Origin of the sequence: Enterobacter cloacae complex sp. P18RS (assembly GCF_014982105.1) — a bacterium.
GTDB classification, from domain to species: Bacteria; Pseudomonadota; Gammaproteobacteria; order Enterobacterales; family Enterobacteriaceae; genus Enterobacter; species Enterobacter hormaechei_C.
The window spans coordinates 1-18416 of record NZ_JADCKV010000017.1 but is presented as its reverse complement, the minus strand read 5'-3'; the positions used below and the strand labels follow the sequence as shown (position 1 = coordinate 18416).

Below are 18416 nucleotides of genomic sequence, written 5' to 3'. Positions count from 1 at the left end.
GCATCCTCCACGCCTGCCTTATGCTATGATTCGCAACTTTGGAGCACCTGCCAACGGCGGGAATGCAATTCACCCGCTGTCCACTTTCAGCGGAATAACAACATCTTGTGGTGACAGATGAACAGTGGTTATCTGCATTTTCCGGAATTCGATCCGGTTATTTTCTCAATAGGACCTGTAGCGCTGCACTGGTACGGTCTGATGTACCTGGTGGGCTTCGTCTTTGCCATGTGGCTTGCTGGCCGTCGCGCCAGTCGTCCAGGCAGCGGCTGGACGAAGAACGAAGTGGAAAACCTGCTTTATGCCGGCTTCCTCGGCGTGTTCCTGGGCGGTCGCATCGGTTATGTCCTGTTCTATAATTTCCCGGTATTCCTGAACGACCCGCTCTATCTGTTCCGCGTCTGGGACGGTGGCATGTCTTTCCACGGCGGGCTGATTGGTGTGATCCTGGTCATGGTGATCTTCGCCAGACGCACCAAACGCAACTTCTTCCAGGTGGCTGATTTTATTGCGCCGTTAATCCCGTTTGGGCTGGGCGCAGGGCGTTTGGGCAACTTCATCAACGGTGAACTGTGGGGGCGTGTCGATCCGAGCGTGCCGTTTACCATGCTGTTCCCGGGTTCCCGCGCGGAGGACATCGCGCTGCTGCCTTCGCATCCTGAGTGGCAGTCCATTTTCGATACCTACGGCGTTCTGCCGCGCCATATGTCACAGCTCTATGAGCTGGCGCTGGAAGGCGTGGTGCTGTTCATCATCCTGAATCTGTATATCCGCAAACCGCGCCCAATGGGGGCTGTCTCTGGTCTGTTCCTGATTGGCTACGGCGCGTTTCGTATCATCGTCGAGTTCTTCCGCCAGCCGGATGCGCAGTTTACCGGGGAATGGGTACAGTACATCAGCATGGGGCAGATCCTCTCCATCCCGATGATTGTCGCGGGTGCCATTATGATGATTTGGGCGTATCGTCGTCGTCCACAGCAACAACTTTCCTGAGGAATCATGAAACAGTATCTTGAATTGATGAAAAAAGTGCTCGACGAGGGCACGCCGAAAAACGACCGTACCGGCACCGGTACGCTCTCCATTTTTGGCCACCAGATGCGCTTCAATCTGCAAGAAGGCTTTCCTCTGGTGACAACGAAGCGCTGCCATCTGCGCTCGATCATTCATGAACTGCTCTGGTTCCTGCAAGGCGATACCAACGTTGCTTATCTGCATGAAAACAATGTCTCCATCTGGGACGAGTGGGCAGATGAGAACGGCGACCTGGGGCCGGTCTACGGCAAGCAATGGCGCGCGTGGCCTACCCCGGACGGCCGCCATATTGACCAGATCACGACCGTCATGAACCAGCTGAAAAATGACCCGGACTCGCGCCGTATCATTGTCTCTGCCTGGAACGTGGGGGAACTGGATAAAATGGCGCTGGCGCCTTGCCACGCGTTTTTCCAGTTCTATGTGGCGGACGGCAAGCTCTCCTGCCAGCTCTATCAACGCTCCTGCGACGTGTTCCTCGGCTTGCCGTTTAACATCGCCAGCTACGCGCTGTTGGTGCACATGATGGCGCAGCAGTGCGATCTTGAAGTGGGCGATTTTGTCTGGACGGGCGGTGATACCCACCTCTACAGCAATCATATGGAACAGACGCATCTCCAGCTGACGCGCGAACCGCGTGCATTGCCGAAGCTGGTGATCAAACGTAAACCGGAATCGATCTTCGATTACCGTTTTGATGATTTCGAGATTGAGGGTTACGACCCGCATCCCGGCATTAAAGCTCCTGTCGCCATCTGATACGGCAAATCCTGACACAACCGGTGCTCTTTAGCGCCGGTTTTTTTTCACGCCCGTTTTGTTTTTCGAGCCTGTTTCCAGAGATGATGCAACGCGTTGCAACGGGTGAAAATCTCCGGAAAGCGGCTCGTAAAGTTCTGGTTTGACGCTCGCACCGTTTTTGCTATTCCGCCACACTCCCGCCATGAAAAACGAACAAGGCTTTACGCTTATCGAAACCCTTATCGCCGTTTCGCTGACAGTGATCCTCAGCGCCACAGGGCTATATGGCTGGGACAGCTGGCAGCAGCGGCAGCGGCTTTGGCAAACCGCCTGCCAGGTGCGGGATTACCTGGTGTTTTTGCGCAATGACGCCAACCGTCACAACAGCGAGCACAGGATCGCGCTGCATAACGACGGTGAAAAGGAGTGTCTGGCCAGTTCAGCGGTGACCGGTTGTGACAGCGGCGGACCGTTCGTGATGAAGCCGATGTGGCCCGAGGTCACGATAAGCGACATAACCCCTGCGCTGGGATTTTACGGTTTAAGGGATACCGCATGGGCCGGACATATCCGCGTGCAGAGCCGCGCTGGTGGGTGGTGGGTTATTGTCTCAAATGGCGGACGTATCAGGCTGTGTAATGCCGCAGGAGAAGGTGCATGCCAGTAAATCGAAAAGGGTTTTCCCTGCTGGAAGTGCTTATTGCGATGACGATAAGCAGCATTCTGTTACTCAGCACGTCACGTTTTTTACCGGGGCTACAGCGGGGTGTTTTACTGCAATCCGGACAGCAGGAGCTGGAGGATGAGGTCTGGCAACGTCTGTTCGCGATCGGTAAACAGTTTCAGAGGGCAGGATATTGTGCAGGGCATTGCCAGGGGCAGGGGATGATCATCGGCAGGCAAGGACGATGTGCGATTGTGCTATGGGATGCGAACAGCAACGGCCAGTGGGATAGCACCGCGTCAGAAAACGACAGTACGGGATTCCGGCTTGAGTCCGGATCGCTTGAAACGCTGCGGGGCGCCACATCCTGTGACGGTAAGGGATGGGATAAGCTCACCGACCCGGATCGGGTCCTGATAGAGCAATTTATGGTCACTAAAACCGATCATGATGGCTTTGCGCCGGTCATCAGTATCGAGCTGCGTGCCCGCCGCAAAGGTGAACTGGCCGCACCCTTTTCGGCTCGCCATACCGTAACGGGGTTTAATCTGTGAATCGTCAGCGGGGCATGTCATCGCTGGCACTGGTCCTGCTATTACTGGTGCTCGGCACGCTGATCCTCACCGGATTAAATCAGCAGCTGCAAACCTTTAGCACGCTGGTAAGTGGCGAGAGTTTGTCTGTTCGCCAGCAGGCTGCCGTGCAATCTGCACTGGAGTGGGGGCGCGTTCAGGAATGGGCTTTACAGCCAGAGGTTCAGTGCAAACAGACACAACGTTTGCGGGTCTGTATAAGGCTGTTTGGGGCGCGTGTGTTGCTTATTGCCGGCAATGACAATCTATTGCTATGGCGAGGCGGGGACATCTCGGAGGGGCAGATACGCTTTTCCGTCCACGGCTGGAGTGATTTCTGCCCCCTTAAGGAAAGTACGCTATGTCAGTTACCCTGAGCAGACAAAAAGGATTTAGCATGGTTGAGGTTTTGCTGGCAATGATGTTGCTGGTTGTGGTTGTGATGGCGTTATCCGGCTATCATCGCGCGCTGGCAGCCCGGTATGCGGCGCTTAGCCAGTATCGTCAGCTATGGCATCATGCGTGGAATCAGTCGCAGATCTCAACATTAACGCTCCCGCCGGGCTGGCAGGTCAGTCGGGGGCAGACAACACAGTCCGGATGTGTCAGCATCACGGTCACACTTATTTCTCCTATGGGGCGGCAGGGCGCGTTGACGCGTCTGCATTGCCCGGTTAGCCGCTAGTCGGGAGCGTTTATGCTAAGGGTTTACCACTCAAATCGTCTGGATGTGCTGGAAGCACTGATGGAGTATATCGTTGAGCAAGAGCGTCTTGACGATCCGTTTGAGCCAGAAATGGTGCTGGTGCAGAGCACCGGTATGGCGCAGTGGCTGCAAATGTCCCTTTCGCAGAAATTTGGCATTGCGGCGAACATCGATTTTCCGCTGCCCGCGAGCTTTATCTGGGAGATGTTTGTTCGCGTCCTGCCGGATATTCCTGAGCAGAGCGCCTTCAACAAACAAAGTATGGCCTGGAAACTGATGACGCTGCTGCCGGACATGCTGGCGCATGATGAGTTTGCCATGCTGCGGCACTACCTGAATGACGACACTGACAAGCGTAAACTTTTCCAGCTTGCCTCACGTACTGCCGACCTTTATGACCAGTATCTGGTTTACCGTGCAGAATGGCTGATTCGCTGGGAAGCGGGAGAATTAGTCGATGGGTTACCGGAAGCGCAAATCTGGCAGGCGCCGCTCTGGAAAGCGCTGGTCGAGCATACCGGGAAACTCGGTCAGCCTAAGTGGCACCGTGCTAACCTGTACGATCGCTTTATCTCAATACTTGAGAACAGCGCAGAACGGCCAGCCCGTTTGCCGTCACGCGTGTTCATTTGCGGTATCTCCGCGCTGCCGCCTGTCTACCTGAACGCGCTAAAAGCGCTCGGTAAGCACACTGATATCCATATCCTCTTTACCAACCCGTGTCGGCACTATTGGGGGGATATTCAGGATCCGCGCTGGCTATCACGGCTGGTCACCCGTCAGAGAAAACGCCTCTTTGAGGAACGCGCCGTGCCGCTGTTTAAAGACAGTGAAAATGCGGCGCAGCTTTTTGATGAAGAGGGGATTCAGAACCTGCCGAACCCGCTGCTTGCCTCGTGGGGCAAGCTCGGACGCGACTATATTTATCTGCTTTCTGAAATCACCTCTTCGGGAGAAGGGGATGTGGATGCGTTTGCGGATATTACGCCGGACAGCCTGCTGCACAATATTCAGCTTGATATTCTGGATTTGGAAAACCGTGCCGTTGCCGGGATCACTGCCGAAGAGTTTGCGCGAAGCGACAAGAAGCGAAAACTGGATCCTGACGATCGCAGTATCGCGATCCACGTTTGCCACAGCCCACAGCGTGAAGTTGAAATTCTTCATGACCGCCTGCTGGCCATGTTACAGGACGATCCAACCCTGACACCGCGCGATATCGTGGTGATGGTGGCGGATATCGACAGCTACAGCCCGTTTATTCAGGCGGTATTTGGCAGCGCAACGGGCGACCGCTATCTGCCCTACGCAATCTCTGACCGTCGCGCTCGTCAGTCACACCCGGCGCTACAGGCCTTTATCAGCCTGCTTTCGCTGCCTGATAGCCGGTTTATCTCTGAGGATGTGCTGGCACTGCTGGATGTGCCTGTTCTGGCCGCACGTTTCAACATTAACGAAGAGGGGTTGCGCTATCTGCGCCAGTGGGTCAACGAATCTGGTGTCCGCTGGGGTATCGACGATGATAACGTCCAGGAGTTCGAACTGCCTGCGACCGGCCAGCATACCTGGCAGTTTGGCCTGACGCGCATGCTGCTGGGGTATGCTATGGAGAGCATCCACGGCGAATGGAATGACGTGCTGCCGTACGATGAATCCAGTGGGTTGATCGCGGAACTGGTTGGTCACTTAGCCTCGCTGCTTATGCAGCTCAACCGCTGGCGCCGTGCGTTGATGCAGCCCCGCCCGCTCGAAGAGTGGCTGCCGATTTGCCGCGAAATGCTGAATGATTTCTTTCTGCCGGACAGCGAAACTGAAGCCGCCATGGCGCTTATCGAGAAGCAGTGGCAGGCCATCGTTGATGAGGGGGTTAATTCGCACTATCACGAGGCGGTTCCTCTTTCGCTTCTTCGTGATGAGCTGACGCAACGTCTCGATCAGGAGCGCATCAGCCAGCGCTTCCTTGCGGGGCCGGTGAATATTTGTACCCTGATGCCAATGCGTTCAATCCCGTTCAAAGTGGTCTGTCTGCTTGGCATGAACGACGGTATTTATCCGCGTGCGCTTCCACCTCTGGGTTTTGATCTCATGAGCGCACAACCGAAGCGGGGCGACCGCAGCCGCCGCGATGATGACCGTTATCTCTTTCTTGAGGCGCTGATGTCTGCGCAAAGCAGGCTGTATATCAGCTATATCGGACGTTCAATTCAGGATAACAGCGAGCGTTTCCCGTCTGTGCTGGTGCAGGAGCTGGTGGACTACATTGGACAGAGCCACTATCTGCCGGGCGATGAAGCCTGCAACTGCGACGAAAGCGAACGTCGGGTGAAAGCGCATATCACCTGTCACCATAGCCGTATGCCGTTTGATCCTGTCAATTACGTTCCTGATGAACTGCAAAGCTACGCCCGCGAGTGGCTTCCCGCAGCGAAGAAAGCGGGGACGCCGCAAACCGATTTTATTCAGACGCTCGAACCGCGCGTCATAGATACCCTCTCGTTTGAGCAGCTACAGCGTTTTTGGGCGCACCCGGTCCGGGCTTTTTTCCAGCAACGCTTGCAGGTGAATTTCCGCTCTGAAGAGAGCGAAATCCCCGATGCGGAACCGTTTATTCTTGATGGGCTGGAGCGTTTTAAGCTTAATTCCCAGCTTCTGAATGCGCTGGTTGACGAAGAAGACGCCAGTAAACTGTTCCGACGTTACAGGGCGTCGGGATTACTTCCGTATGGTGCATTCGGCGAAATCGTCTGGGATGCCCAGTGCGAGGAGATGCGAGCGCTTGCTGACCGCGTTATCGCGTGTCGGCAGCCGGCGAGCAGCATTGAAATCGATCTCGATTGTAACGGTATGCACCTCAGCGGCTGGCTCACGCACGTGCAGTCTGACGGGCTGCTGCGCTGGCGGCCATCCATGCTCAGCGTTTCACATGGCCTGCAACTCTGGCTCGAACATCTTGTCTACAGTGCGAGTGGTCACGAAGGTGAAAGCCGGTTGTTTGTACGTAAGGACGGCGAATGGCGTTTCCCGCCGATGGAGCCTGAGCAGGCGTTGACGTATCTGTCGCTTTATATTGAAGGTTACCGTCAGGGCATGAACAAACCTCTGCTTTTGCTGCCTGAAAGTGGGGGGGCGTGGATAAAAGCCTGTTACGACGCGCAGAATGATGCCATGTTAACGGATGAGGCTTCGCTCCAGAAAGCGCGCAGCAAGTTTTTGCAGGCCTACGAAGGGAACATGATGGTACGTGGCGAAGGTGACGATGTCTGGTATCAACGTTTATGGCGAACGCTGGAGCCAGAATATTTCGACATTATCACCCAAGAGGCGCAACGCTACCTGTTACCGATGTTCAAATTTAATCAGTCCTGAGTGCTGTATAAAAATTGCGCAGTGTGAGGTGTTCATTTATGATGCACCTCTTATCACGGACTGATGTACCCAAAGAAAGAGATGCTGGCGTGTCCAGCACGCACGTTGTTAATGATGTAGCCGTGATAAAGAGGTCGTAATGCCAGGCAGCACCTTGTTCAAAGCGTTTGTTTTGTTTATCGCCCTTTGGGCTCCCGTCACTCAGGCCGATTCCGGTTGGCAACCTGTCAAGGAAACAATCCGTAAGAGCGATAAGGACACCCGTGAGTATCAGGCGATTCGTCTTGATAACGGGATGACCGTGCTGCTGGTTTCCGATCCTCAGGCGGTGAAATCGCTCTCCGCGCTGGTTGTGCCGGTGGGTTCGCTGGAAGATCCTGACGCCCATCCTGGACTGGCGCACTACCTTGAGCACATGACGCTGATGGGCTCTAAAAAATACCCACAGCCTGACAGCCTGTCCGAATTTCTGAAAATGCATGGCGGCAGCCACAACGCCAGTACCGCGCCGTATCGCACCGCGTTTTACCTGGAAGTGGAAAATGATGCGCTTGATGGGGCGGTGGACCGTCTGGCGGATGCCATCGCCGCACCGCTGCTGGATAAAAAATACGCTGACCGTGAACGTAATGCCGTGAACGCCGAACTGACGATGGCGCGCACGCGAGACGGTATGCGCATGGCGCAGGTTAGCGCTGAAACCATCAATCCGGCGCACCCGGGTTCGCGCTTCTCAGGCGGCAACCTTGAAACGCTGAGCGACAAGCCCGGTAGCCCGGTGCTCGATGCGCTGCATGCGTTTCGTGAAAAATACTATTCCGCCAATCTGATGAAAGCGGTTATCTACAGCAATAAACCGTTGCCGACGCTGGCAAACATGGCCGCGCAGACCTACGGCAGGGTGCCAAATAAAAATATCGATCTGCCGCAGATTAACGTGCCGGTTGTCACGGACGCGCAAAAAGGCATTGTTATTCACTATGTGCCGGCCTTGCCGCGCAAGGTGTTACGCGTTGAATTCCGTATTGATAACAACACGGCGCAGTTCCGCAGCAAAACCGACGAGCTGGTGACGTATCTTATCGGCAACCGCAGCCCGGGTACGCTCTCTGACTGGCTGCAAAAGCAGGGGCTGGTGGAAGGTATTCGCGCTGACTCCGATCCCGTTGTAAATGGGAATAGCGGCGTGCTGGCCATCTCCGCGACGCTGACCGATAAAGGGCTGGCTCACCGGGACGACGTCGTTGCGGCCATTTTCAGTTACCTCTCTCTGCTGCGCGATAAAGGCGTCGATAAACGCTACTTTGACGAGCTGGCGCACGTGCTGGATCTCGATTTCCGCTATCCCTCTATCACGCGTGATATGGACTACGTTGAGTGGCTGGCAGATACCATGATCCGCGTGCCGGTGGAACATACGCTGGATGCGGTAAATATTGCCGACCAGTATGACGCCGGAGCGCTCAAAGCGCGTCTGGCGATGATGACTCCGCAGAATGCCCGCGTCTGGTATATCAGCCCGAACGAACCGCATAACGAAATGGCCTACTTCGTTGATGCCCCGTATCAGGTTGAAAAAATCAGCGAACAGACCTTCGCGGGCTGGCAGAAAAAGGCGGGGGAAATTGCGCTGGCGTTACCGGAACTTAACCCCTACATCCCGGACGATTTCTCGCTGATCAAACCCGCAAAGGCGTATCCGCACCCGGAGCTGATTGTTGATGAGCCGACGCTGCGCGTGGTCTACACCCCAAGCCGCTATTTCGCCGACGAGCCAAAAGCGGATGTTAGCGTGGTGCTGCGTAACCCCAAAGCAATGGACAGCGCCAGAAACCAGGTGCTGTTTGCGCTTAACGATTATCTGGCCGGTATTGCTCTCGATCAGCTCAGCAACCAGGCTGCCGTTGGTGGTATCAGTTTCTCCACCAATGCCAATAACGGTCTGATGGTGAATGCCAACGGCTATACCCAGCGTTTGCCGCAGCTGTTCCAGGCGCTGCTGGACGGTTATTTCAGCTATACGCCTACGGAAGAACAGCTCGAGCAGGCTAAGTCCTGGTATGCCCAGATGATGGATTCTGCCGAGAAGGGTAAAGCCTACGATCAGGCGATTATGCCAGCACAGATGCTGTCGCAAATTCCGTACTTCCAGCGCGAAGATCGCCGCGCGTTATTGCCCTCAGTCACCTTAAAAGAGGTGCTGGCTTACCGTGATGCGCTGAAAACCAATACCCGTCCGGAGTTCCTGGTTGTAGGGAATATGAGCGAAGAACAGGCTAAAACGCTGGCGCAAAACGTCCGTGCGCAACTGGGTTCAAAAGGCGATGAGTGGTGCCGTAACCAGGATGTGCTGGTAGAGAAAAAGCAGAACGTGATCTTCGAAAAAGCGGGAAGCAGCACGGATTCCGCGCTGGCCGCGGTGTTTGTCCCTGTCGGTTATGACGAATTTACCAGCTCTGCCCAGAGTGCGGTTCTCGGTCAAATTATTCAGCCGTGGTTTTACAACCAGCTGCGCACCGAAGAGCAGCTGGGCTATGCGGTATTCGCTTTCTCTATGAATGTGGGCCGTCAGTGGGGGCTGGGCTTCCTTCTGCAAAGCAGCGACAAGCAACCCGCTTACCTGTGGCAGCGTTATCAGGCGTTCTTCCCGCAGGCGGAAGCAAAACTGCGCGCCATGAAGCCGGAAGAGTTTGCCCAGATCCAGCAGGCGGTTATCGCCCAGGTGATGCAGCCGCCGCAGACGCTGGGTGAAGAGGCCTCGCAGCTGAGCAAAGATTTTGATCGCGGTAATATGAAATTTGATTCGCGTGATAAAATAGTGGCCGAAATAAAACAGCTGACGCCACAAAAGGTTGCCGATTTCTTCCACCAGGCGGTAGTAAAACCGCAGGGTATGGCCATCCTGTCTCAGGTTTCTGGCAGCCAGAACGGGAAAATGGACTACGTAAAATCAAAAGAGTGGACCGTCTGGAAGAGCGTCAGCGCGCTGCAACAAACTATGCCCTGGAGTAAGAAAGAATGACCCATACCGCTGAGCCGCTTGATCCCCTAAGTTTACCTCTACAGGGTGAGAGACTGATTGAAGCCTCAGCGGGAACGGGAAAAACCTATACCATCGCCGCGCTCTATCTGCGTCTGCTGTTGGGGCTCGGCGGCAACGCCGCTTTTTCGCGCCCGTTAAGCGTGGAAGAGCTGCTGGTGGTAACCTTCACCGAAGCGGCCACTGCCGAGCTGCGTGGCCGTATTCGCAGCAACATTCATGAGCTGCGCATCGCCTGTTTGCGTCAGACAACGGATAACCCCCTCTACGCGAGCCTGCTGGACGAGATTGCGGATAAGCAACAGGCTGCGCAATGGCTGCTGCTGGCCGAGCGGCAAATGGATGAAGCGTCCGTCTTCACCATTCACGGTTTTTGTCAGCGCATGTTAAGCCTGAATGCGTTTGAATCCGGCATGCTCTTTGAGCAGCAGCTTATTGAAGATGAATCCGAGCTTCGCTATCAGGCCTGTGCGGATTTCTGGCGTCGTCACTGTTATCCATTGCAGCGCGACATTGCCGAAGCGGTTCACGCCCTGTGGAAAGGTCCGGAAGAGCTTCTTCGCGCCATCGACCGTTACCTGCAAGGCGAAGCGCCGGTCATTAAATCTCCGCCGCCTGCCGATGAAACGCTGGCCTCGCGCCATGAAAAGATCGTCGCCAAAATTGCGGCGCTTAAGCATAAGTGGAATGAGTCGGTTGGTGAAATTGATGCAATCATCGAAAACTCAGGCATCGACAGACGCAAGTTCAACCGTGGGAACCAGGGGAAGTGGATCGAAAAGATCAGCGTCTGGGCCCAGGAGGAGACGCGGGGCTACCAGCTTCCGGACGCGCTGGAAAAATTTTCGCAGCGCTTTTTGACCGAGCGAACCAAAGCCGACGGCATTGTGCCTGAGCATTCCCTGTTTGTGGCGATTGATGCGCTGCTTGCGGAGCCATTAACGCTCAATGACCTGATGATCACCCGCGCTATGACGGAGATCCGCCAGGCCGTCGCGCGCGAAAAACGTCGCCGGGGCGAGCTGGGGTTTGATGACATGCTGAGCCGCCTGGACGAGGCGCTGTCCAGCGAGAATAGTGAAGCGCTCGCCAGCGCGATCCGTACCCGTTTTCCTGTGGCGATGATTGACGAATTTCAGGACACCGACCCTCAGCAGTACCGCATTTTTCGCCGCATCTGGCGACAGCAGCCCGACACTGCCCTGTTGTTGATAGGCGACCCTAAACAGGCGATTTACGCCTTCCGTGGGGCAGATATCTTCACCTATATGAAAGCCCGTAGTGAGGTTGTCGCGCATTACACGTTAGAAACTAACTGGCGTTCCGCGCCGGGGATGGTTGAGAGCGTCAATGCGCTGTTCAGCCGTATGGAGACGGCGTTCATGTTCAATGAAATCCCTTTCCTGCCGGTGAAATCCGCCCCAAAAAACGCATCCCTGCGCTTCGAAGTCAGTAGCGCGGTACAACCCGCCATGACCTTCTGGCTGCTGGAAGGGGAAGGCTATGGGGTTGCCGACTATCAGGCGGCGATGGCCCAGCACTGCGCCGCGCAAATCCGTGACTGGCTGAGCGCAGGCGCGCGCGGCGAGGCGCTGCTGTGGAAGGGGGAACAGGCGAATCCTGTTAAAGCCTCTGATATTACCGTGCTGGTGCGCAGTCGTCAGGAAGCGGCGCTAATCCGCGATGCGCTAACGCTGCTGGATATTCCGTCAGTGTATCTCTCTAACCGCGACAGCGTGTTCGACACGCTGGAAGCCCAGGAAATGCTCTGGCTGCTTCAGGCGGTGCTGGCCCCGGAGCGCGAAAATACGCTTCGAAGCGCGCTGGCCTGCTCTATGCTGGGGTTGAACGCGCGCGATATAGATGAGCTCAACCATGACGAAAACGCATGGGATGCGGTGGTGGAAGAGTTTGTCCATTACCGTGAACGCTGGCAAAAACGCGGCGTCATGGCGATGCTGCGCGAATTGATGACGCGGCGCCAGATTGCCGAAAATATGCTGGCGTCATCGGGCGGTGAAAGGCGTCTTACCGATATTTTACACATCAGCGAACTGTTGCAGGAAGCCGGCACCCAGCTTGAAAGTGAACATGCCCTCGTGCGCTGGCTGGCGCAGCAAATCGCGGATCCAAACAGTAACGCCTCAAGCCAGCAGATGCGTCTTGAGAGCGATAAGCATCTGGTGCAAATCGTCACCATTCACAAATCGAAAGGTCTCGAGTATCCGCTGGTCTGGCTGCCCTTTATCGCCAACTACCGCGTTCAGGATCAGGCCTATTATCATGACCGCGAGACTTTCGATGCGGTGCTCGATCTCAGCAAGGCGGAAACCAGCATTGAGCTGGCGGAAGCGGAGCGTCTGGCGGAGGATTTGCGCCTGCTTTACGTGGCGCTGACCCGTTCTGTCTGGCATTGCAGCCTGGGCGTCGCGCCGGTTTTCCGCCGTCGCGGGGAGAAAACAGGGGAGAGCGATTTCCATTTAAGCGCCTTAGGGCGGCTTGTTCAGCGTGGTGAGCCGAAAGATGCGGCGGGGTTGCGCCTCTGTATTGAGTCGCTTTGCGGAGACGATATCGCCCTGCATATCCCTTCTCTGCCAGACAACAGCCGCTGGGAAATGGCGCAAGAGCCCGCGACCGATCTTAACGCGCGCCAGATTACACGGGTGCTTGCCAACGACTGGCGCGTCACCAGCTATTCTGGCCTGCAACAGCACGGGCAAAGTATTGCGCAGGATCTCATGCCGAAGCTGGACGTGGATGCCGCAGGGGTGGGCGATGTTCCGGTTGAACCGACGTTAACTCCACATCAGTTCCCACGCGGCGCGTCGCCGGGCACCTTTTTGCACAGCCTCTTTGAAGAGCTTGATTTCACCCAGCCTGTCAGTGAGGAGTGGGTGCTGAAGATGTTGCAGAGCGGAGGCTATGACGCGCACTGGCAGCCCGTTCTCACTGACTGGATCAACGCCATTTTGCAGGCGCCGCTGACGACGCAGGGCTTCTCTCTTCGCCAGTTAACGGCCAAAAATAAGCAGGTTGAGATGGAGTTTTATCTGCCCGTCGCAGGCCCGCTTAAGGCCGACGCGCTCGATGCGCTCATCCGTCAGTACGATCCGCTGTCAGCCGGTTGCCCGCCGCTGAACTTCCGTCAGGTGCAGGGCATGCTGAAAGGGTTTATCGACCTGGTCTTCCGTCACGAAGGACGGTACTACCTGCTGGATTACAAATCGAACTGGCTGGGCGAGAACAGCGAAGCCTATACCCAGCAGGCGATGGCGGCAGCCATGCAAATGCATCGCTACGATCTGCAATATCAGCTCTATACCCTGGCGCTGCACCGCTATTTGCGCCACCGTATTGCGGATTATCGCTACGACGATCATTTTGGCGGTGTCATCTATCTGTTCCTGCGCGGGGTTGATGCTGCCGATCCGCGCTCCGGGATCTTCAGCACTCGTCCGGATGCGGAATTGATTAATAAAATGGATAACCTGTTTGCAGCAAACACGGAGGAGATGGCATGACGATGCAGGACTTATTGCTGGATGCGGTAGAGCAACGCGTGCTGCGTCAGCTGGACGTGCAGTTTGCCATGATGATTGCCGCTGACCAGCCCGCCGTGATGCTTGCCGCTGCCCTGTTGAGTAAAGATGCCGGAGAGGGGCATGTGTGTCTGCCGCTCTCGCGTCTGGTGGCTGACGAGAAAATGCCGCCTGTCCTCCAGTCCTGCTTTGCGCTGCTGGGAGATAAGGTGGACTGGCAGAAAATCTTGCGTGAATCGTCAGCCGTCGGGCCGGGAGACAACCAGGCACCGCTGATCCTTACGGGGGAGCGCTTATACCTGAACCGCCTGTGGCGAAACGAACTGACGGTAGCGCGTTTCTTTAGTGAGACCAATGCGCCGCTTCCCTGCGACGAAGCACAGCTTCGCCAGACGCTGGACAGGCTGTTTGACTCCGGTGAGGCCACAGACTGGCAGAAAGTGGCGGCAGCCGTCGCCCTTACGCGGCGGATCTCGGTGATATCCGGCGGCCCGGGAACCGGGAAAACAACGACCGTCGCAAAGCTGCTGGCAGCCCTGATACAGCTTTCAGGCGAGCAGCGATGCCGTATTCGTCTGGCGGCGCCCACCGGGAAGGCCGCGGCGCGTCTGACCGAATCACTGGGCGGTGCGATGCAACGGCTGCCGCTCACCCAGGAGCAGCTTGCGCTTTTCCCGGGTGAAGCAAGTACTCTGCACCGTCTGCTCGGCGCGCAGCCGGGTAGCCAGCGGCTGCGCTACCATGCGGGCAATCCGCTGCATCTGGACGTGCTGGTGGTGGATGAAGCCTCCATGATCGACCTGACCATGATGTCGCGCCTGATCGATGCGCTGCCACCCCATGCGCGCGTGGTTTTCCTGGGCGATCGCGATCAGCTCGCCTCTGTAGAAGCCGGGGCGGTGCTGGGGGATATCTGTACCTACGCCAGTTACGGTTATACCCCCGCGCGGGCGCAGGAGCTCGCCCGTCTGACCGGTTGCTCGCTTGAACCCGATCACACGCCGATCGCGGGCGCACTGCGTGACAGCCTGTGCCTGCTGCAAAAAAGCTACCGTTTCGGTAGCGACTCCGGCATCGGCCAGCTGGCTGCGGCGGTCAACCGTGGCGACAGGCACGCCACGCGCACGGTGTTTGACGGTTCCTTCACTGACATTGAAAAGAAATCGCTGCAAAGCGGGGAAGAGTATCAGGCTATGCTTGAGGAGGCTCTTCAGGGATACCAGCATTTTCTGAGCTGCGTGCAGCAGCGCAGTCAGCCCGGGCAGGTCATCGCCGCATTTGGCGAATACCAGCTTCTGTGCGCATTGCGGGAAGGGCCGTTTGGCGTCACGGGCCTGAACGACAGGCTGGAGCAACTGCTGGTGCAGAAACGCAAAATTAACCGTCAACAGCATTCGCGATGGTATGAAGGCCGGCCAGTGATGATCTCCCGCAACGACAGTGCGCTGGGGCTGTTCAACGGCGATATCGGCATTGCGCTCGATCGCGGTAACGGACTGCGCGTCTGGTTCCAGCTGCCGGACGGCAGCGTGAAGTCCGTCCAGCCCAGCCGCCTGCCAGAGCATGAAACGGCATGGGCGATGACGGTACACAAATCTCAGGGCTCCGAGTTCAACCATGCGGCGCTGATCCTGCCTACCCAGCTGTCGCCGGTTGTGACCCGCGAGCTGGTCTACACCGCCATTACCCGTGCGCGCCAGCTTCTGTCGCTGTATGCGGATGAGCGCGTGTTGAGTCAGGCGATTGCCACCCGTACCGAGCGCAGAAGCGGATTAAGCGCGATATTTGAATCTGTCTGAGTGAACGCCCTCTCCAGCAGGAGAGGGTGACTGTTATCCCAGGTCCGCCATTAACACCTTCGAGCGGCGCTGGTAGTTGTACATCTCTTTCTTACTTTCCGGCAGGGAATCAATATCCACCGGCGTGAAGCCGCGCTCCTGGAACCAGTGAATGCTGCGCGTGGTAAGCACGAACAGCTTGCTCAGACCCATCTGGCGCGCCTGTGCCGCCACGCGTTCAAGCAGCAGTTCCCCCCGTGAGGAGCTACGGTAATCAGGATGCACGGCGACGCACGCCATTTCGCCAATCTGCTCTTCCGGGAACGGATAAAGCGCCGCACAGGCAATGGTCAGGTTATCCCGCTGAATGATGGTGAACTTGTCGATCTCCATCTCCAGCTGCTCGCGGGATCGGCGAACCAGAATTCCCTGTTGTTCCAGCGGACGGATCAGCTCCAGAATGCCGCCGATATCGTTGATGGTGGCACGGCGGATCTGCTCGGCGCTCTCCATGACGATCTGCGTACCGATCCCGTCACGGGAGAACAGCTCCTGCAACAGCGCGCCGTCTTCCTGATAGCTGATCAGGTGGCTGCGGCGCACCCCGCTACGGCACGCTTTAACGGCGCCGCGCAGAAAACGCACGGTACCGGAATAGTAATCGCCTTCTGCTTCCAGCGCTTCGACGCGCGCCTGGGCTTCATTCGGAAAAAGTTCTGGCACAATCACGCCCTCATCGTTCACGACACCCTGTGAGGAGCAAAAGCCGATCATTTTTTCCGCTTTCAGCTTGATGGCCAGCTGGGTGGCAATCTCTTCTGAGGTCAGATTAAAACTTTCACCCGTTACGGAGACGGCAACAGGGCCCATCAGAACGATCGCGCCATTGTCTAACTGGCGGTGAATGGCTTCTTCATCAATACGGCGGATGCGGCCGCTGTGGCAGTAATCCACGCCATCGTCCACGCCGAGCGGCTGAGCGATGATAAAGTTGCCGCTCACCACGTTGATGTGCGCGCCCTGCAACGGCGTATTATTCAGGCTCATCGACAGGCGGGCGGTGATATCGAGCTGCAACAGACCCGCCGCCTGTTTGACCAGCTCGAGGGTTTTCGCATCCGTCACGCGCGTGTGTTTGTGGTAGATCGGCTCATGGTGATGGGCGGCCAGGTTGGCTTCAATTTGCGGACGTGCGCCATACACCACCACCAGACGGATGCCGAGGCTGTGCAGCAGGCCGATATCATTGACGATGCTGGAAAAGTTTTCATGCTCAATGGCTTCGCCGCCAAGCATGATGACAAACGTTTTTCCCCGATGGGTGTTGATATAGGGAACAGAATGGCGGAATCCCTGGACCAGTTCGGTTCTGCGTTCCTTAACCATGACACAACCCTTAGTGAATGTTTATTCGTAATTTCTGTATTTTTATTCGATTGTGGCCGCGTGTGCAAGCCTAAATTTTCTGCGACCCACAGAAAATAATAAGTAATCCGTGCGTTAACGTATGATTGTTTACCCTTTTATAGATGACAGTTTATGCGTCATTCGTTAAAGTTTTCGGTCAATTTGGGCGTTTTGTTCATCAATCAGATTTCTTGCTCGGGAGAAGCATGTCGGGATCCAATTCAGCAATAAGCCGCCGCCGCCTGTTAAAAGGGGCCGGGGCGATGTGGTTGCTTAGCGTCAGCCAGGTGGGTCTTGCCGCCACAAGCCAGGTAGTCGCGGTGCGCGTCTGGCCGTCGTCGACCTATACGCGCGTGACGGTCGAGTCCAATCGCGTGCTGAAATACAAGCAATTTGCCCTCAGCAATCCTGAACGTGTGGTGGTTGATCTCGAAGGTGTAAACCTCAACTCCGTGCTTAAAGGCATGGCAGCTCAGATCCGTGGCGACGATCCGTTTATCAAATCGGCGCGCGTCGGGCAGTTCGATCCGCAAACCGTGCGTATGGTGTTTGAGCTGAAGCAGAACGTGAAACCTCAGCTCTTTGCCCTTGCGCCTGTAGCCGCCTTTAAGGAGCGTCTGGTGATGGATCTCTATCCGGCGAATGCGACGGATATTCAGGATCCGCTCCTGGCATTACTTGAGGATTACAACAAAGGCGATCTCGACAGCCAGGTTCCGCCAGCGCAAAGTGGCCCACAGCCGGGTAAGGCGGGGCGCGATCGCCCGATTGTGATCATGCTCGATCCTGGCCACGGCGGAGAAGATTCCGGCGCCGTCGGGAAATATCGCACCCGCGAAAAAGATGTGGTGCTGCAAATTGCCCGTCGTCTGAAGGCCTTGATCGACAAAGAGGGCAATATGCGCGCCTACATGACGCGCAACGAAGATGTCTTTATCCCGCTGAAGGTCCGCGTGGCAAAAGCGCAAAAGCAGCGCGCGGATCTGTTTGTCTCTATTCACGCGGATGCCTTCACCAGCCGCCAGCCGAGTGGATCTTCAGTGTTTGCCCTGTCAACGAAAGGGGCGACCAGTACCGCCGCGAGATACCTGGCGGACACGCAGAACGCCTCGGATTTAATCGGTGGCGTGAGCAAAAGTGGCGACCGTTACGTCGACCATACGATGTTTGATATGGTGCAGTCGCTGACCATTACCGACAGCCTGAAGTTTGGTAAAGCGGTGCTGGGCAAGCTGGGCCGGGTCAACAAGCTGCACAAAAACAGCGTCGAGCAGGCCGGATTTGCGGTCCTGAAAGCGCCAGATATTCCATCCATTCTGGTCGAAACCGCGTTTATCAGTAACGTGGAAGAGGAACGTAAGCTCAAGACGGCTAAATTCCAGCAGGAAGTGGCGGAGTCGATTCTGGCGGGGATCCGGGCCTACTTCTCAGACGGGGAAACGCTGGCGCGGCGGGGGTAGGGCATTAAGCCGGGTATCATGCCCGGCATTTTCACAAACGCCAGATACAAAAAAACACCCTTCAGGGTGTTTATTGTTTTAAGAAGTGTTGGTTGCGGGGGCCGGATT

Annotated in this window: 12 protein-coding genes; 11 read left to right on the top strand and 1 reads right to left on the bottom strand. The window is 56.3% G+C overall.

Annotated features, from left to right (window positions below; all coding sequences use genetic code 11):
- The first annotated feature begins 117 nt into the window (after positions 1–117).
- The 10 genes from lgt (at position 118) to recD (ending at position 15462) form a co-directional block, all read left to right on the top strand.
- A complete protein-coding gene (gene lgt / locus INF61_RS13565) occupies positions 118–993 on the top strand; it encodes a prolipoprotein diacylglyceryl transferase (RefSeq protein ID WP_003862787.1) in 876 nt (291 codons plus the stop codon).
- A 6-nt stretch (positions 994–999) separates the two neighbouring features.
- Positions 1000–1794, top strand: coding sequence for a thymidylate synthase (gene thyA, locus INF61_RS13560; protein WP_015571751.1), 795 nt, complete (start codon positions 1000–1002; stop codon positions 1792–1794).
- Between the two features lie 184 nt (positions 1795–1978).
- Complete coding sequence (locus tag INF61_RS13555) at positions 1979–2443, top strand: prepilin peptidase-dependent protein (protein WP_047726665.1); 465 nt, start codon at positions 1979–1981, stop codon at positions 2441–2443.
- The gene (locus INF61_RS13550; RefSeq protein WP_015571748.1) at positions 2434–2994 is read left to right on the top strand and encodes a prepilin peptidase-dependent protein; all 561 of its coding nucleotides are present in this window, start codon (positions 2434–2436) and stop codon (positions 2992–2994) included. The genes INF61_RS13555 and INF61_RS13550 overlap by 10 nt, the downstream gene beginning before the upstream one ends.
- Positions 2991–3389, top strand: a complete 399-nt coding sequence (locus INF61_RS13545) for a DUF2509 family protein (RefSeq protein WP_032671942.1) — start codon at positions 2991–2993, stop codon at positions 3387–3389. Before INF61_RS13550 ends, INF61_RS13545 begins: the two co-directional genes overlap by 4 nt.
- Complete coding sequence (locus INF61_RS13540; RefSeq protein WP_023295356.1) at positions 3374–3697, top strand: prepilin-type N-terminal cleavage/methylation domain-containing protein; 324 nt, start codon at positions 3374–3376, stop codon at positions 3695–3697. The genes INF61_RS13545 and INF61_RS13540 overlap by 16 nt, the downstream gene beginning before the upstream one ends.
- Before the next feature lie 12 nt (positions 3698–3709).
- Complete coding sequence (gene recC, locus INF61_RS13535; protein WP_193547843.1) at positions 3710–7084, top strand: exodeoxyribonuclease V subunit gamma; 3375 nt, start codon at positions 3710–3712, stop codon at positions 7082–7084.
- Positions 7085–7223: 139 nt separating this feature from the next.
- Complete coding sequence (gene ptrA / locus INF61_RS13530; RefSeq protein WP_193547842.1) at positions 7224–10106, top strand: pitrilysin; 2883 nt, start codon at positions 7224–7226, stop codon at positions 10104–10106.
- Positions 10103–13645 carry an exodeoxyribonuclease V subunit beta gene (gene recB, locus INF61_RS13525; protein WP_193547841.1) on the top strand — a complete coding sequence of 1181 codons (3543 nt, stop codon included), beginning with the start codon at positions 10103–10105 and terminating at the stop codon, positions 13643–13645. The genes ptrA and recB overlap by 4 nt, the downstream gene beginning before the upstream one ends.
- Complete coding sequence (gene recD, locus INF61_RS13520; RefSeq protein WP_193547840.1) at positions 13642–15462, top strand: exodeoxyribonuclease V subunit alpha; 1821 nt, start codon at positions 13642–13644, stop codon at positions 15460–15462. Before recB ends, recD begins: the two co-directional genes overlap by 4 nt.
- 33 nt (positions 15463–15495) lie before the next feature.
- Here the strand turns inward: recD and argA are convergent, their stop codons facing one another.
- Positions 15496–16827, bottom strand: coding sequence for an amino-acid N-acetyltransferase (gene argA, locus INF61_RS13515; protein WP_015571744.1), 1332 nt, complete (start codon positions 16825–16827; stop codon positions 15496–15498).
- A 227-nt stretch (positions 16828–17054) separates the two neighbouring features.
- On the opposite strand from argA, the gene amiC reads away from it, so the two are divergent.
- Positions 17055–18308 carry an N-acetylmuramoyl-L-alanine amidase AmiC gene (amiC, locus tag INF61_RS13510; protein ID WP_017382840.1) on the top strand — a complete coding sequence of 418 codons (1254 nt, stop codon included), beginning with the start codon at positions 17055–17057 and terminating at the stop codon, positions 18306–18308.
- Positions 18309–18416: the final 108 nt, after the last annotated feature.

Bases quoted from the DNA above. Each gene is read 5' to 3' on its own strand.
- lgt (WP_003862787.1), top strand. From the start codon at position 118: ATGAACAGTGGTTATCTGCATTTTCCGGAATTCGATCCGGTTATTTTC.
- thyA (WP_015571751.1), top strand. From the start codon at position 1,000: ATGAAACAGTATCTTGAATTGATGAAAAAAGTGCTCGACGAGGGCACG.
- INF61_RS13555 (WP_047726665.1), top strand. From the start codon at position 1,979: ATGAAAAACGAACAAGGCTTTACGCTTATCGAAACCCTTATCGCCGTT.
- INF61_RS13550 (WP_015571748.1), top strand. From the start codon at position 2,434: ATGCCAGTAAATCGAAAAGGGTTTTCCCTGCTGGAAGTGCTTATTGCG.
- INF61_RS13540 (WP_023295356.1), top strand. From the start codon at position 3,374: ATGTCAGTTACCCTGAGCAGACAAAAAGGATTTAGCATGGTTGAGGTT.
- recC (WP_193547843.1), top strand. From the start codon at position 3,710: ATGCTAAGGGTTTACCACTCAAATCGTCTGGATGTGCTGGAAGCACTG.
- ptrA (WP_193547842.1), top strand. From the start codon at position 7,224: ATGCCAGGCAGCACCTTGTTCAAAGCGTTTGTTTTGTTTATCGCCCTT.
- recB (WP_193547841.1), top strand. From the start codon at position 10,103: ATGACCCATACCGCTGAGCCGCTTGATCCCCTAAGTTTACCTCTACAG.
- recD (WP_193547840.1), top strand. From the start codon at position 13,642: ATGACGATGCAGGACTTATTGCTGGATGCGGTAGAGCAACGCGTGCTG.
- argA (WP_015571744.1), bottom strand. From the start codon at position 16,827: ATGGTTAAGGAACGCAGAACCGAACTGGTCCAGGGATTCCGCCATTCT.
- amiC (WP_017382840.1), top strand. From the start codon at position 17,055: ATGTCGGGATCCAATTCAGCAATAAGCCGCCGCCGCCTGTTAAAAGGG.